General features: G+C 71.5%; 13 protein-coding genes. 4 read left to right on the top strand and 9 right to left on the bottom strand.

Annotation, left to right across the window (positions count from 1 at the left end; all coding sequences use genetic code 11):
- The first annotated feature begins 6 nt into the window (after positions 1 to 6).
- Entirely contained in the window at positions 7 to 729 is a 723-nt protein-coding gene (locus Q0599_RS05870) for a helix-turn-helix transcriptional regulator (RefSeq protein WP_298826997.1), read from the top strand.
- A gap of 58 nt (positions 730 to 787) precedes the next feature.
- Positions 788 to 1,444, top strand: a complete 657-nt coding sequence (locus Q0599_RS05875) for a Crp/Fnr family transcriptional regulator (protein WP_298827000.1) — start codon at positions 788 to 790, stop codon at positions 1,442 to 1,444.
- A 36-nt stretch (positions 1,445 to 1,480) separates the two neighbouring features.
- On the opposite strand, the gene Q0599_RS05880 is transcribed toward Q0599_RS05875, so the two are convergent.
- From Q0599_RS05880 to Q0599_RS05895, 4 genes are all read right to left on the bottom strand, one after another.
- A complete protein-coding gene (locus Q0599_RS05880; protein ID WP_298827004.1) occupies positions 1,481 to 2,389 on the bottom strand; it encodes a M48 family metallopeptidase in 909 nt (302 codons plus the stop codon).
- A gap of 22 nt (positions 2,390 to 2,411) precedes the next feature.
- Entirely contained in the window at positions 2,412 to 3,989 is a 1,578-nt protein-coding gene (locus Q0599_RS05885; protein ID WP_298827014.1) for an MFS transporter, read from the bottom strand.
- 164 nt (positions 3,990 to 4,153) lie between these two features.
- Positions 4,154 to 4,996: an anti-sigma factor gene (locus Q0599_RS05890; protein WP_298827015.1), complete on the bottom strand. Its 843-nt coding sequence runs from the start codon at positions 4,994 to 4,996 to the stop codon at positions 4,154 to 4,156.
- A gap of 20 nt (positions 4,997 to 5,016) precedes the next feature.
- Positions 5,017 to 5,544, bottom strand: coding sequence for a sigma-70 family RNA polymerase sigma factor (locus Q0599_RS05895; protein WP_298827016.1), 528 nt, complete (start codon positions 5,542 to 5,544; stop codon positions 5,017 to 5,019).
- A 78-nt stretch (positions 5,545 to 5,622) separates the two neighbouring features.
- Between Q0599_RS05895 and Q0599_RS05900 the strand changes: the two genes are divergently transcribed.
- Positions 5,623 to 6,144, top strand: a complete 522-nt coding sequence (locus tag Q0599_RS05900; RefSeq protein ID WP_298827018.1) for a flavin reductase family protein — start codon at positions 5,623 to 5,625, stop codon at positions 6,142 to 6,144.
- Positions 6,145 to 6,194: 50 nt separating this feature from the next.
- Here the strand turns inward: Q0599_RS05900 and Q0599_RS05905 are convergent, their stop codons facing one another.
- Positions 6,195 to 8,183, bottom strand: coding sequence for a type II/IV secretion system protein (locus Q0599_RS05905; protein ID WP_298827020.1), 1,989 nt, complete (start codon positions 8,181 to 8,183; stop codon positions 6,195 to 6,197).
- Positions 8,184 to 8,269: 86 nt separating this feature from the next.
- Between Q0599_RS05905 and trxC the strand changes: the two genes are divergently transcribed.
- Positions 8,270 to 8,692 (top strand): thioredoxin TrxC, encoded by a 423-nt coding sequence (trxC, locus tag Q0599_RS05910; RefSeq protein ID WP_298827022.1) that lies wholly within the window; start codon positions 8,270 to 8,272, stop codon positions 8,690 to 8,692.
- Here the strand turns inward: trxC and Q0599_RS05915 are convergent.
- From Q0599_RS05915 to Q0599_RS05930, 4 genes are all read right to left on the bottom strand, one after another.
- Positions 8,680 to 10,725, bottom strand: a complete 2,046-nt coding sequence (locus Q0599_RS05915; RefSeq protein WP_298827024.1) for an acetoacetate--CoA ligase — start codon at positions 10,723 to 10,725, stop codon at positions 8,680 to 8,682. The two genes, trxC and Q0599_RS05915, sit on opposite strands and share 13 nt — an antisense overlap.
- Positions 10,722 to 12,515, bottom strand: a complete 1,794-nt coding sequence (locus Q0599_RS05920) for an ABC transporter substrate-binding protein (protein WP_298827025.1) — start codon at positions 12,513 to 12,515, stop codon at positions 10,722 to 10,724. Before Q0599_RS05920 ends, Q0599_RS05915 begins: the two co-directional genes overlap by 4 nt.
- A 4-nt stretch (positions 12,516 to 12,519) precedes the next feature.
- The gene (locus tag Q0599_RS05925) at positions 12,520 to 14,322 is read right to left on the bottom strand and encodes an ABC transporter substrate-binding protein (RefSeq protein WP_298827026.1); all 1,803 of its coding nucleotides are present in this window, start codon (positions 14,320 to 14,322) and stop codon (positions 12,520 to 12,522) included.
- Positions 14,319 to 15,526, bottom strand: a 1,208-nt coding sequence (locus Q0599_RS05930) for an ABC transporter substrate-binding protein (protein WP_298827028.1), incomplete at its 5' end; no start/stop codon positions are given. The genes Q0599_RS05925 and Q0599_RS05930, both read right to left, overlap by 4 nt.

Raw genomic sequence — 15,526 nt, forward strand, 5'->3', positions numbered from 1 at the left:
CCTGCCATGCTGGAACTCTTGACCCGCACCGGCCCCGCCGGCGCCGCGAGCCCCGCGACGACTTCCGCACGGGGCACACCCTATCTCGGACCCGAGCGGCGCAGCGCCTCGGTCGCCTGCTGGCGCTGGCTGTCGGCGGCGCTCGACGAGATCGACTACGGCATCGTGCTGCTGGGCACGGACGGCCGCGTGCAGCATGCCAATCAGGTCGCGCTCGCCGAATTCGACGCGCAGCACCCGCTGCTGCTGTCCTTCGGCGAACTGCGCGCCCGCCGTGGCTGCGACGCACAGGCCCTGCTCGGCGCGCTGCACGACGCGCAAGGCCGCGGCCTGCGCCGGCTGCTCACGCTCGGCGAAGGCGCGCAGCAGGTCAGCGCATCGGTGGTGCCGCTGACCACGCCGGGCGGCACGCTGGTGATCCTCGGCAAGCGCAAGGTCAGCGCCGAACTCGCGGTGCAGGGCTTCGCGCGACTGCATCGTCTGACCGGTGGCGAGTCGCGCGTCCTCACGGCGCTGTGCGGCGGCGCGCGGCCGCTCGAGGTGGCGCGCGAGCACGGCGTCGCACTCAGCACGGTGCGCTCGCAGATCAGCAGCATCCGGCTGAAGACCGGCGCCGCGAGCATCCGCGAGCTGCTCGCACAGGTGGCGAGGCTGCCGCCGCTGATGGGCAGGCTGCGCAGCAGCCCCGATCGGCTGGGATCGCTGCTCGAGGACCTCGCGCGGCACTGAGCGCACCGCTAGCATCGCGACGGCGACCAGGGCCCTTGGCGGGCCGGCCGCCCGCCCGATGTCTCACCCGCCCGATGCGGCCGACGCCGCATTGCTCGCCGCACTGCCGCCATCGCTGCGCCTGCTCGCGCAGCGCGGCGAGATCAAGCGCTTCCGCAAGGACCAGCACCTGATCGAGGAGGGCACGCACGGCGACACGCTGTTCGTCATCCTCGCCGGGCGGCTGCGCGCCTATTCGGCCGACGAGCGCGGCCGCGAGATCGTCTACGGCATCTACGGCCCCGGCGAGTACATCGGCGAGATGAGCCTGGACGGCGGTCCGCGCTCGGCCTCGGTGGCGGCGCTGGAGCCCGCCGTGTGCGCCGTGATCACCCGGCACACCCTGCACGAGCACATCGCAGCGCACCCGCCGTTCGCGTTCGAGCTGATCGCGCGCGTCATCGGCCGCGCTCGGCTGGCCACGCAGAGCGCGCGCGACCTCGCGCTGCTCGACGCCTACACGCGCGTGGCGCGGCTGCTCGAGTCCCTGGCAGCGCCGCAGCCCGACGGCAGCGCGCTGATCGCCGGTCGGCTCACCCATGCCGAGATCGCCGCCCGCGTCGGCTGCTCGCGCGAGATGGTCAGCCGCCTGCTGAAGGACCTGGAGCGTGGCCGCTACCTGGCCGCCGAGGGCAGCGGCTGGCGGCTGGCGCGGAGCCTGCCGCGGCGCTGGTGAGCCCGCGCCTGCGGGCGCGGCCGGGGCGGTCGCCGTTCAGCTCTTCTTCGGCGGCGCGAAGCGCTGCGTCGGCCGCGGCGCGCGCTCGTACAAGGGCTGCACCTTGGGCAGGTTGACCTGGATGTCGCGGATGCGCGTGGGGCCGGAGGGGTGCGTGCTCATAAACTGCGGCGGCGCGCCCTTCGAGGCCTCGGCCATCTTCTGCCAGAGCGTCACGCCGGCGTGTGGGTCGTAGCCGGCGCGCGCGGCGAGCTCGATGCCGATCAGGTCGGCCTCGGACTCGTCCTCGCGGCTGAACCTCAGCGTGAGCAGCTGGCCACCCATGCTCAGCAGCGTGTCGCCGGTGCTGCCCAGGCCGAGCATGGCCGACAGCGCGCTGACGCCGATCTTCGTCGCCGCCGTCTTGCCCATGCGCTCGCGCGCGTGCTCGCGCAGCGCATGCGCCGCCTCGTGGCCCATGATCATGGCGACTTCGTCGTCGTCGAGCTGCAGGTTCTGCAGGATGCCGAAGTAGAAGGCGATCTTGCCGCCCGGCATGCAGAAGGCATTGAGCTCCTTGCTGCCGATCAGGCTGACCTCCCAGTCCCACTGCCGTGCGCGCGGGTTCCACTCGTGGGTGTGCGGGATGATGCGCTGGGCGATGCTGCGCAGGCGCACCAGCTGCGGGTGGTTGTCCGGTGCCAGCGCCTTCTGCGACGCGGCCGACTGGCGCATCTGCTGGTACTGCGCCGCCGCCGCCTGCTCCACCTGCTCGGCCGAGACCAGCTTGGAGAAGCTCGAGCGCGGCCCGACATCCACGCCCTCGCGCGAGAACGCCGGCAGCGCGGCCGCCGCGAGCAGGCCACCGGTGAACAACCGGCGCGAGTGCAGCGCACAGCGGCAGCCGCGCACATGGACCATCGCGGGCAGGGGAACCTCGGCGTCGGTGGAGAAGCGCTCGTTCATGGGGGCGAATTTACGGCAGCGCTCAATCGTCGGCGCCGCGTGCGGTTATCGGGTCGGCTTCGAGGGCGCGCACCGCAGCGCGCAGCCACCAGAGCATCCACAACGCCGGCAGCGCCGCCACAGTCGACACGACGAAGAAGCTCGGCCAGCCGATCGTCTCCGTCAGCACGCCTGCCAGCGGCCCCACCCACACGCGGCCGACCGACGCGAATGCCGAGAGCAGCGCGAACTGCGTGGCGGTGAAGCGCTGGTTGCACAGGCTCATGAGGAAGGCGACGAAGGCCGCCGTGCCCATGCCCCCGGAGAGGTTCTCGAAGGCGATCACCATCAGCAGGCCGCCGTCCACCGGCGTGGCGGCGGCGAGCTGCACGAAGCCCCAGTCGAAGGCCGGGATGACGAGCCCCGGCATCAGGCCCTTGCCGCTCACCGCCAGCCACCAGAAGCCGAGGTTGCTGGCCATCTGCAGCACGCCGAACAACAGCAGCGAGCGCCACAGGCCGAGCTGGAGCATCAGCGCGCCGCCGAGCAGCGCGCCGCCGATGGTCAGCCACAGGCCGATCACCTTGTTGACCACGCCCACCTCGGCCGGCGCGAAGGCCATGCTCTTGAGAAGGAAAGGCGTCATCAGCGAGCCGGCGAAGGCGTCGCCGAGCTTGTACAGCACGATGAAGAGCAGGAAGGCCGCCGCGCCGGGCTGCGCGAAGTAGCTGGCCAGCCCCGACAGCAGCGTCTCGAATCGCGCGCGCCGCGCCGCCCAGGCGGCCAGCGGCAGCGTGAGTGCGATGCCGGCCAGAAGCACGAGCAGGTCGACCCACTTGGCGGCGAGCGAACCGGCCGGCGCGTCGAGCAGGGTGCGCAGCAGCGGTCCGACCAGCCGGTCGGTGGCGACGGCGCCCGCCACGACCGCGGCGACGACTGCCGCGAAGCCGATCAGGTCGTGGCGCGCCACGCTCCTGGGCACGGCCGCCATCGCCAGGCGCGGCAGCAGCAGCGCCGACAGCAGCGCCGCGCCGACCATCAGGCCGGCCATGAAGCGGTAGACCTCCGGCCAGCTCCAGCCGCCGCCTTGTGCCGGGTCGGTCCAGATCAGCGCCAGGCCACCGGAGACGATCATCGCGAGGCGATAGCCAAGCACGTTCAGCGACGAACCGAGGCCGCGCTCGGCAGCTGGCAGCAGGTCGGTGCGATAGGCGTCGATGACCACGTCCTGCGACGCCGACACGAAGGCCACCGCCACGGCCAGCAGCGCGAAGGCGCGCGTTGCGTCGCCGGGTGCGGTGGCGGCCATGGCCATCAGCGCGCCGGCCAGCCCGAGCTGCGTCAGCACCAGCCAGCCGCGCCGCCGACCGAGCCAGGGCAGCTCGAAGCGGTCCATCAGCGGCGCCCAGAGGAACTTGAAGGTGTAGGGCAGGCCGACCAGGCCGAGGAAGCCGATGGTGGCGACGTCCAGGCCCTCCATGCTGAGCCAGGCCTGCATGGCCTGGCCGGTCAGGGCCAGCGGCAGCCCGGAGGCGAAGCCCAGCAGCGTGACCGCGGCGAGCCTGTGCCACGCCGCCAGGCGCTGCGACAGACTGGAGTGGTTGGAAGGGGTGGAGTGCAAGACGTTGGCGCCGATTTCTCTGCAGGTGACGTGGACGGAAATCCTGCCCCGCGAGACGGTTCCCGGCGAAGGCATGTTCCGCCTCACGCCATCGCTCCCGGGGGCTTGCCGCACTTCGTGCGGGCCCGGCAGCGTACCCTACCCGAGATGCCGGCGCGCTCGCGCTAGGAACCCGGCGACTGCGTCCCTTGCCGCTCGATCGCCTGGGCCAGCGCGAGCAGCCGCTCGCGCGGCAACTCGCCGACGATCGCGTAGCCGCAGGAAGGGCGGCCGGGGCCCGCGCCCTCGACCCAGTAGAACAGGCCGGTGCGGCCTTGCTGCTCGTAGCGGAACGACGCCGGCGTGCCGTCCTCCGGCTTGCGCAGGTAGATCGTCACGCGCAGCGGCTGCGCGCCGGGAGGCACCTCGCCGATGGCCTGGTACATGAGCTGCGCGCTCGGCCCCTTGGCGTCGGGCAGCAGCCGGCCGCCGACCAGTTCGAAGCCCTGGGCGCGCAGGTCGAACAGCTTCACCGGCATCTCCAGCCGGCGCGTCAGCCAGTTCGCCAGGTGCTCCTCCTGCGCCTTCACTTCGACGGGATGGCGCACCTCGGGCACGTAGACGCTGTGCGCCACGGCGGCACGCTGCACCCAGGCCTGGCCGTTCGCGGGGACCGCCGCCAGCGTGGCCACCGGACGCTCGACGCGCCACACCAGCGCCGCGCCGACCGCGCCGCCGAGCGTGAACACCGCCACCGCCGCCGCCCAGCGCTGCCAGCCTGCGAAGGGCCCGTCGGCGCGTGCCGGGCTGCGATTCCACACCACCTGTTGCAGCCGCTGCGGCACCGGCTCGGCCAGCACGCCGTCCACTCGCGCGCGCAGCGCGTCGCGGTCGGCGGCCCACAGGCGCACACGCGCCGCGTCTTCGGGATGCTCGCGCAGCCAGGTTTCGACGCGGGCGCGCTCGTCCCCGTCGAGCTCGTCGTCGAGCCAGGCGCTGAGCAGGGTGTCGGACATCGAGGGGTTCATGACAGGCGTGTTCCTGCGGTTCAGACCACGCGGCGCAGGCTGCGCCCCGCAGCGGGGCCGCGGCCGTCGAGCAGCTCGCGCAGCGCAGCGCGCCCGCGCGAGATGCGCGACATCACCGTGCCCACCGGGATGCGCAGCACCTCCGCACATTCCGCGTAGGAGAGTTGTTCGAGGGTGACCAGCAGCAGCGGCTGGCGCTGCTCCGCCGGCAGCCGAGCCAGCGCGGCGAGCAGGTCCATGCGCAGGCCGACGTCGTGGCCGACAGCGGGCAGCGCATCGAGCGGGTCGGGGCCCTCACCGTGGTCGACCACCGTCATGCGCTTCTCGCGGCGGCGTTCGTCCATGAAGGCGTTGTGGGCAATCGACAGGGTCCAGACGATGATGTCGCGCCGCTGGTCGAACTGGTGCCAGTGCGCGAGCGCGCGCTCCAGCGTGGTCTGCACCAGGTCGTCGGCTGCGCTGGTGTCGAATACCAGCGAGCGCGCGTAGCGCCGCAGGCGCGGGATGGCGCCCAGCAGCTGCTGGCGGAAGGCGGTCGGTGCGTCCACGAGGGGCATACGGCGGCAGGTGTCCGATTATTCCCCCGCCCAGGGGCAAGGCCGGGCCGCTGCGCGAGAATGCCGCGCATGACCCCGCCTCCGCACGCGCCTGCCCAGGCGCGCTCGCCTTCCTTCTCGTCCCTCGAGTTCCGTGCGGCGCTGGGCATGTTCGCCACTGGCGTGACGATTGTCACGGCGCGCGGTGCCGACGGCGCGCCGGTCGGGCTGACCGCCAATTCGTTCAACTCGGTGTCGCTCGCCCCGCCGCTGGTGCTGTGGAGCCTGTCGCGCCGCGCCGGCACGATGCCGGCCTTCCGCGCCGGCTCGCACTACGCGATCAACATCCTCGCCGCCGACCAGCGTGCGCTGGCCGAACGCTTCGCCTCCAAGGCGGCGGACCGCTTCGCCGGCGTGCACTGGCACGAAGGCACGGCCGGCGCACCGGTGATCGAGGGCGCCGTGGCCGTGTTCGAATGCTTCAACCGCAGCCGCTACGAGGAAGGCGACCACGTCATTTTCGTCGGCGAGGTGGAGCGCTGCGAGCACCGCCCCGGTGGCCAGCCGCTGCTCTTCCACGGCGGACGCTACTTCACCGAGCTGCCGCTCTGACGCGGCGGCGGCCCGTCGCCGGGGCAGCCGGCTGGCCATGCCCACGGTGTTCAGGCGTTCGTCGCCGCCAGCACTTCCGCCAGGTCGGTCCAGCCCGCCAGCACCTTGTCCAGGCCGTCCTGGCGCAGCGTCTTCATGCCGGCGGCCAGCGCCGCAGCCTGCAGCGCGCCGGCGTCGTCGCGGTGGCGAATGTGGCGGCGCACGGTGTCGTCGGCGAGCATCAGTTCGTGGATGCCCATGCGGCCGTGGTAGCCCGTGCCGCCGCAGTGGTCGCAGCCGCGGCGGCGCTGCAGCCGGATGCGGCCGCGCGCATCGCCATGCGCCGCGCGCCAGCGCTCGCGCAGCGCCGCGTGCCCTGCGGCGTCACGCACCGACGTGCTGGAAGCGAGGTACTGGGCGGCCAGCGCGTCGAGCTCGTCCTCGCCGGCGAGCTCGCTCTCGCGGCAATGCGTGCACAGGGTGCGCACCAGGCGCTGGGCGAGGATGGCGAGCAGCGAGTCGGAGAAGTTGTACGGATCGATGCCGATCTCGAGCAGCCGCGCGATGCTTTCCGGTGCCGAGTTGGTGTGCAGCGTCGACAGCACCAGGTGCCCGGTCAACGAAGCCTCGACGGCGATGCGTGCGGTCTCCTCGTCGCGCATCTCGCCGATCATGATCACGTCGGGGTCGGCGCGCAGGAAGGTGCGCATCGCGGCGGCGAAGGTCCAGCCGATGCGCGGGTTCATCTGCACCTGGCGCAGGCCGTCCTGGGTGATCTCCACCGGGTCCTCGGCGGTCCAGATCTTGCGGCCGTCGGTGTTGATGTCGCGCAGCACCGAGTGCAGCGTCGTCGTCTTGCCGCAACCGGTCGGGCCGCAGATGAGGATCAGGCCGTAGGGCTTGGACACCACCGAGCGCAGCGCGCGCAGGTTGCCGTCGGCCAGGCCGATCTGCTCCAGCGGCATCGGCCTGCGGCCACCGAGCAGGCGCAGCACCACGTCCTCCAGCCCGCGCGTGGTCGGCACGGTGACCACGCGCAACTCGACGTGGGGCCCGCCGAAGCGCGCGAAGTCGATCTTGCCGTCCTGCGGCTTGCGGTGCTCCGAGATGTCGAGGTCGGCCATGATCTTGATGCGCGCCACGATCGCGAAGCGCAGCCGCGCCGGCAGTTCGAGCACCGGCACCAGCTCGCCGTCGACGCGCATGCGGATGCGCACCTGGCGGGGCGCGTCGGCGGTCTCGATGTGGATGTCGGAGGCGCTGCGGTGCACCGCCTCGTCGATCAGCGAGTTGATCAGGCGCACCAGCGTGTTGTCCGACTCCGACACCACCTCGGCATCGGCCGGCACGGCCAGATCGGGCGCGCCGCGCAGCTGGGCGGCCAGCTCCTGCACGCTGTCGCGCGACACGGCGCCGCCGGCCTGGCCGGCCTGCACGGCCGCGTACGCACGGTGCACTGCCGGCATCAGGCTGCCGGGCAGGGCCATCAGCGGGCGGATGCGCCGCTGGGTGGCGAAGCGAAGACCATCGAGCAGCGCGTGGTCCCAGGGGTCGGCGACCAGCACCACCAGCGCATCGCCGTCCAGCAACAGCGGCAGCACGCCGTCGCGCTCGGCCAGTGCGCGCGGCACCAGGGCGAGCGCCTGCGGCTCGGGCGTCAGCGCATGCGGATCGACGACCCGCACGCCCTGCCACTCGGCCAGCGCCATGCGCAGGCGCAGCTCCGACAGCGCGCCGATGTCCACCAGGATGCGCCCGAGCGTGCGGTGCGGGCCCGGGCGGGCTTGCAGGGCGAGCGCCCGTTCCAGCGTGGCGCGATCGACCAGCCCGGCGTGCAGCAGCGCCTCGCCCAGATGCGGGGCGGTGTCCAGCGCCGGCGGCACGGCGCGCAGTGCGTCACGCAACGCCCCCATGCTGGCCGGCCGCAGCGCCGTCGGGCCGGGGCGGGCGGGCTCGTCGAGCGGGATCGGGTGGGTCGGCAGCTCGGCCAGGTCCTGCGGACGGCTGTCGAGCACGGAGCTGTGGAAGAAGCGGGGATCGAGGTTCATGCGAGCGGCCATGGCATACCCTCGATGGTGCCCTGCTTGAAATCGCCGGCGGCGCCGCCAAGTCCACAGGAATCCACACTTCCTGCGAGCGCCGCACCATGCACATCGTCTGCAGCCACTGCCAAACCACCAATCGCGTGCCGGACGAACGTCTGGCGCAGGACCCGGTCTGCGGGCGCTGCGGCCAGGCGCTGCTCGAAGGCCGCCCGCTCGAATTGACGGATGACAACTTCGACGCGGTGACCTCGCGCACCGAACTGCCCGTCGTCGTGGACTTCTGGGCCGACTGGTGCGGGCCCTGCCGCATGATGGCGCCACAGTTCGAACAGGCGGCGCGTCAGCTCAAGGGCCGTGCCGTGCTCGCCAAGGTCGACACCGACGCCAATCCGCAGGTGGCCGGACGCTTCGCCATCCGCAGCATCCCGACGATGGTCAAGCTGCAGGGCGGGCGCGAGGTGCAGCGCATGTCGGGCGCGCTGCAGGCCGGCCAGATCGTGCAGTGGGCCGCTCAGGCCGGCTGAGCCTTCGCCCGCTTCGCCGCGAACTGCACGAACCACGGCACGCAGGCGGCGTTGGCCATCGCGTCGAGCTTGAAGACCTGCTCGGGCGGCGTGCCCATCAGCAGCTTCTTCACCGGCAGCTCCATCTTCTTGCCCGACAGGGTGCGCGGGATCGCCTCGACCTGGAAGATCTCGTTGGGCACGTGGCGCGCCGACAGCGCCGTCTTGATCGCCTCGCGAAGGCGCTTCGTCAGTGACGCGTCGAGCGTGAGCCCCTCGCGCAGCACCACGAACAGCGGCATGTAGCTCTCGCGGCCCAGGTACTCGAGGTCGACGACCAGGCTGTCCAGCACCTCGGGCTGTGCCTCCACCGCGCGGTACAGCTCGGCCGTGCCCATGCGGATGCCGTGGCGGTTGATGGTGGCGTCGCTGCGGCCGTAGATGACGGCGCCGCCGCGCGGCGTGATGCGGATCCAGTCGCCGTGGCGCCAGACCCCTGGGTACATGTCGAAGTAGCTGTCCCGGTAGCGCCTTCCCCCTTCGTCGTTCCAGAAGCGCAGCGGCATCGACGGCATCGGCTTCGTGCACACCAGCTCGCCGACCTCGTCGACCAGCGCGCGCCCGCGGCCGTCCGCATCGGGCTCGCTCCAGGCTTCCACCGCCGCGCCCAGGCAGCGGCACTGCATCTCGCCGGCGACCACCGGCAGCGTCGGCAGCCCGCCGACGAAGGCGCCGGCGAAGTCGGTGCCGCCGGCGATCGGCGTCAGCCAGATGTCGCGGCCGTCGACCTTCGGCATGTGCTGCCAGATCCAGTGGTAGCCGTCGACCGCCAGCGGCGAACCGGTCGAGCCGATGGCGCGCAGCTTCGTCAGGTCGGCCGCCTTGGCCGGCTCGATGCCGGCCTTCAGGCAGTTGGCGTAAAAGGCCGCGCCGGCACCGAAGAAGGTCGCGCCCGCATCCGCCGCGAAGCGCCAGATGGTGGTGAGGTCCGGCGCGGCGATGCGCCCGCCCGGGTTGCCGTCGTAGATGCACACCGTCGTGCCGCCGAGCAACGCGCCGGGCTGGGTGTTCCACATGATCCAGCCGGTCGAGCTGTACCAGTGGTAGCGGTCGCCGGTCTCGACGCTCGCGCCGACGTTGTTGTGCAGCGCGCCCATCTTCAGCGCCTCGAGCACGATGCCGCCATGGCCATGCACGATGGGCTTGGGCAGGCCGGTGGTGCCGCTCGAGTAGACCACCCACAGCGGATGGTCGAACGGCAGCCACTCGGGCTGCAGCGTCGCGGAGTTCGCGGTCAGCGCGGCGAAGTCGTGCAGCATGCGGCCGGGCACGGCGAGGCTGGCCGCGTCGGCGCCTTCGTCGCGGTAGCGCAGCAGCACGACGTGCTTCACGCTGGGCAGCTCGTCGAGCAGCTGGCGCAGCACCGGCATGCGATCGTGCTCGACGCCACCGTAGACGTAGCCATCCACGCCGATCAGCACCGTCGGCTCGATCTGGCGGAAGCGGTCGAGCACCGCCAGCGGCCCCATGTCCGGCGAACACACCGACCAGATCGCCCCCAGACTCGCGCAGGCGAGGAAGGCCACGATGGTGTGCGGCGTGTTGGGCAGGAAGGCGCAGACGCGGTCGCCGCGCTGCACGCCCATGCCGCGCAGCGCGGCGGCGAGCGAGGCCACCTGCGCGCGCAGCTCGTCCCAGCCGAGCTGCTGCATCTCGCCGCGCTCGCGCATGCGCTCGTTCTGGAACACGATGGCCGGGTGGCCGGCCGCCTGCGCGGCGTCGGCATGGCGCAACACCTGCTGCGCGTAGTTCAGCTGCGCGCCGGGGAACCAGCGCGCGCCCGGCATGACTTCGTCGACGAGCACGGTCTCGCGAGGCGTCGGCGACTGCACGCCGAAGTAGTCCCACAGCGTGCCCCAGAAGGCGCGCAGGTCGCTCACCGACCAGCGCCACATCGTGTCGTAGCCCTCCACCGTGCTCGGGTCGAAGTGCAGGCCGCGGTGCGCGGCCAGCCAGCGTGTGTAGCGCAGGATCTGCGGTTCGGGCAGGCTCATGTCGGTGTCTCCATGTCGACCCCGGTGTAGACCCAGGTGTCGCGGGCGAAAGGGTGGCGCCAGAAGCCGCGCACGCGCGGCTGCAGCAAGTCGTTGACGATGGTATGCACATGCACCTTGTAGGGCATGTGGGCGACGAGCAGGTTCTTGCCTTCGCGCATCAGCGCGTCGCGCTCGGGCCCGTCGGGCAGCACGCTCTGGCGCTCGAACAGGCGGTCGAAGGCGGGCAGCGCGAAGCGCGAGTCGTTCGACTCGTTGGCGTTGGGGCCGTACGCGATGCCGAGGAAGAAGCCGCCGTCGGGCGACTGCGCCACCCAGCTGTAGCCCCACATCATCAACGTCGCGTTGCGGCTGCGCTTGAGCAGGTCGCCCCAGGTGGCGATGTCGAACTCGATGCGCACGCCGACCTTGGCCAGGTTCTTGCGCCACAGCTCGTTGAGCTGGCGCGACAGCTGCGAGCTGGTGGTGGCCAGGCGCAGCGCCAGCGGCGAGCCGTCGGGCCGCTCGCGCCAGCCATCGCCGTCGCGGTCGGCATAACCGTACAGCTCGAGCAGCGCCCGGGCACGGGCCGGGTCGTGCAGGCTCATCTCGCTGCGGTAGCCGGCGTCGTAGCCGGAGGTGAAGGGCACCAGCACCGACTGCGCCGGCACGCCCTGGCCCTGGCGCACGAGGCGCAGTTCTTCCCCGCTGTCGAGGGCCAGCGCGACGGCTCGGCGCAGCGCGACCTTCTCCGGCGTGTAGCCGCCGACCACCGGGTTGAGCATGTTGAAGTAGGTCATCACCATGTCCGGCTGCAGCGAGCGTTGCAGGCGCACATGCCGCTTGGCCAGGTACGGCGCGATCGCGCCGCCGGGCAGCGCGGCCGAGGCGAAGTCCACCGGCACTTCCACCTGGTCGAGCGAGCCGTCGAGGAATGCCAGCCAGCGCGGCTGAGACTCCTCGATCACGCTGATCTCGATGCGCTCGGTCAGCGGCAGACGGCGCCCGGCCAGTTCGGCGCCGATGCGCTGTGCCTGCGCATCGCCTTCGCCCGGCTCGCCCTCGAAGAAGCGCTCGCGATAGCCCGGGTTGCGCACCAGCTCGATGCGCGAGGCCCGACGCCACGACTTCAGTCGGTACGGCCCGGTGCCGACCGGGTGGGCGGCGATGTCGGCACCGTAGGCCTCGACCACCTCTCGCGCCAGCGCTCCGGTGGTGCCGCCCTGAGCGAACAGCCAGACCAGCCGCGGCCCCGGTCGCGACAGCTGCACGCGCAAGGTGTAGCGATCGAGCGCACGGATGCCTTCGACCTCTTGGTCGTAGTCGAACGGCGCCTTGTCCTTGATCGCCCGCACGCGCAGTTCGCTCAGGCCGAGCAGCCCGGCGTTCTCGAACAGGTAGAGGTTCTCGCTGTTGTTGCGCGGGTCGTAGTAGCGCTTGACGGTGTAGACGTAGTCCTGCGCCACCAGCTCGCGCGGCCGGCCCTTGAACGCCGGGTCGTCGGCGAAGAAGATGCCCGGCCGGATGCGGAAGGTGAAGCTGCGGAAGTCGTCGGACACCTCGGGCAGAGCCACCGCGGTCAGCGGCCGCAGCTTCACCGGCCGGGCGAGGTAGTCGTAGGTCAGCGGCGACTCGAAGATGCAGGCCGCGACGCTGTTGGAGTTCACGTCGCCGATGGCCATCGGGTCGAAGCCCGTCTCGGCGACGCGGAAGGCCACGCGCAGCGTGTCGGCCGTTGTGTCGCGCCGGGCGCCGGCGACCGGCAGGGCGAGCATCGCCGCCGAGGCGCCGAGCCAGTCGCGGCGCTTCATCGGTTCAGCGGCGCGGCGGCTGGCGCGCCGTATCGATGTCGATGTACTGCCAGAACTGGCTGCCGTACAGAGGCCGGCGGAAGCCCAGCACCCAGGGCTGGGTGAGGTCGGTGAGGATGCGGTGCACGTTGTACTTCATCGGCATCAGCGCGGTGACGATGGCCTGGCTCTCGCGCAACAGCGCGAGGCGCTCCGGCCCGTCGGGCAGCCTGTCCATCTGGCGGTAGATCTCGTCGAAGCGCTGGTGGCGGAAGCGCGGCAGGTTCTGCCCGCCCGCGGCCGGCCCGTAGAGGATGCCCAGGCCGTCCTGCACGTCGGGGTTGGCTGCCGAGTAGCCGAGTTGCCAGATCATCAGCTGGCCCGCGCGCGCCTTCTTCAGCTGCTCGGGCCATTGGCCCTTCTCCAGTTCGAGGCGGATGCCGATGGCATCCATGTTCTTCTTCCACAACTCGTCGAAGGGCCGCGAGCCCTCGTCGGGCTGGGTCGCGTAGACGAGCTTGAACGGCGTGCCGTCGGGCTGGTCGCGCCAGCCATCGCCGTCGCGGTCCAGGTAGCCGTAGAGGTCGAGCAGCGCCTTGGCGCGCGCCGGATCGTATTCGCTGTTCGTGCTCTTGTAGGCCGGGTCATAGCCCCACGAGCCCGGCGAGACCAACGACTGGGCCGGAATCGCCTGGCCACGGCGCACCACCGAGATCTCGCGCGCCGTGTCGGTGCCCAGCGAGACGGCGCGCCGCAGCGCCACCCGCTCCGCCGTGTAGCCGCCGACCACCGGATCCTCCATGTTGAAGTAGAACAGCGTGCGGTCGGCGTTCACCACGCGGTGCAAGCCGACACCGCGCTTGGCCAGGTTGGGCGCGAGCTGGCCGTTCGGCGCGGCCATGTTGACGAACTCGGCCGGCACGGCGAGCAGGTCGAACTGCTCGTTGAGGAAGGCCAGCCAGCGCGGCTGCGGCACCTCGATGATGCTGATCTCCACGCGGTCGATCATCGGCAGGCGCCGGCCCTTGAGCCGGGCAAGGATGGCCTGCCCCTCGGCATCGTCGACGGCCGGCTGCGCGTCGTAGCTCACTTCGCGGAAGTCCGGGTTGCGCTCGAGCGCGATCAACGAGCTGCGCCGCCACTGCGCCAGGCGGAACGGCCCGGTGCCCACCGGGTGCTCCATGGTCTTGCCCGCGTAGGCCTCGATGACCTCTCGGGCCACCGCACCGAACAGGTCGCCTGCGGCCAGCGTGTAGATGAAGCGCGGGCGCGGCTCCTTCAACGTGAACTGCACCGTGTAGCGATCCAGCGCGCGCAGGCCCTCGACCTCGCGGTCGTAGTCGAACCGGCCCGTCTTCTGCGCCTGCTCGCGCAGCTCGTCCAGCCCGAGCATGCCCTGCTCGGCCAGGCCCGAGTAGATCGGGCTCTTGGTCTCCGGGTCGAAGAAGCGCTTGTACGAGTAGACGATGTCCTGCGCCACCAGCTCGCGCTTCGCGCCCTTGAACACCGGGTCGTCGGCGAAGTGGATGCCGGGCTTGAGGCGCACGGTCCAGGTGCGGTAGTCGGCCGAGTGCTGCGGCATGCCGTCGGCGACGTTGGGTCGCACCAGGAAGGGCCGCGCCAGCGGATCGAAGTGGTACAGCCCGTCGAAGATGTGCGCGGTGACGATGCGCGAGTACAGGTCGTTGATGCGTGCCGGGTCGAAGCCGGTCTCGGCCGCCGGGAAGGAGTAGCGCAGCACCTTGGGTGCGGCCGGCGCCTCGGCCCGCGCCGCCAGCGCGAGGCCGAGAGCCGCCAGCGCCGCGGCCAGCACGCGCCAGCGCCTCATTGCGTCTCCCGCGCGTGGATGGCCGGGTCGACGTCGAGGTACTTGTAGAACTCGCGCACGAAGGGGTTGCGGCGGAAGCCCAGCACCCAGGGATGCATCAGGTCGGTGGCCAGGCGGTGGCCGCCGAGCCTGTAGGGCACGTAGGCGACCATCAGCTTGCTGGCCGCCTCCATCACCTGCTGCCGCTGCGGCCCGTCGGGCATCTCCTGCTGCTTCTTGTACAACGCGTTGAAGGCGGGCAGGTCGAAGCGCGCATGGTTGGCGCCGCCCTTGTTCGGGCCGTAGGCGAGCGCGAGGAAGGTGTCGCCGTCCGGCGTGGTGGCCGACCAGGCCACGCCCCACATCATCAGCTTGCCGGCGCGCGAGGCCTTCAGATTTTCCGGCCACTTGGCGACCTTGAAGATCATCTTCAGGCCGACCGCCTTCATGTTCTTCTCCCACAGCTCGGCGAGCTGGCGGCTGGCCTGGTCGGGCTGGGTGGCGTACTCCAGCACCAGCGGCGAGCCGTCGGGCTGCTCGCGCCAGCCGTCGCCGTCGCGGTCGACGTAGCCGTACAGGTCGAGCAGCGCCTGGGCGCGCGCCGGATCGTGGTCGCTCATCGTCGTCTTCAGCGTCGGGTCGTAGCCGAAGGCCAGCGGCGCGATCGCCGTCTGCGCAGGAATCGCCTGGCTCTTGCGCACCAGGCGGATTTCCTGCTCGACGTCGTAGGCCAGCGCGATGGCGCGGCGCAGCGCCACCTTCTCCGGCGTGTAGCCGCCGACCACCGGGTTGTCCAGGTTGAACTGCGCCGCCAGGCCGATGTCGACCAGCGGCGCGCGGTCCATCGTGATGCCCTTCTTCGCCAGGTTGGGCGCCAGCTGGTTGTTCGGGACCACCACCGGCGCGAACTCGTTGGGCAAGCGCTCCATCAGGTCGGTCTGGCCATTCAGGAAGGACAGCCAGCGCGGCTGCGCCTCCTCGATGATGACGATCTCGACACGGTCAAGCATCGGCAGGCGCCGGCCCTTGAACTGCGCAGCGATCGCCTGCGAGCGCGGATCGTCGGCCGGCGGCTGCTCGTCGTAGCGTTCGTCGCGGAAGCCGGGGTTGCGCTCGAGCACGAGCCTCGAACTGCGCCGCCACTCGGCGAGGCGGAACGGCCCGGTGCCCACCGGGTGCTCCATGATCTTGTCGCCGTAGGCCTCGACCACCTCGCGCGCCACCG

It is taken from the genome of uncultured Piscinibacter sp., assembly GCF_937952055.1.
Classification (GTDB): domain Bacteria; phylum Pseudomonadota; class Gammaproteobacteria; order Burkholderiales; family Burkholderiaceae_C; genus Piscinibacter.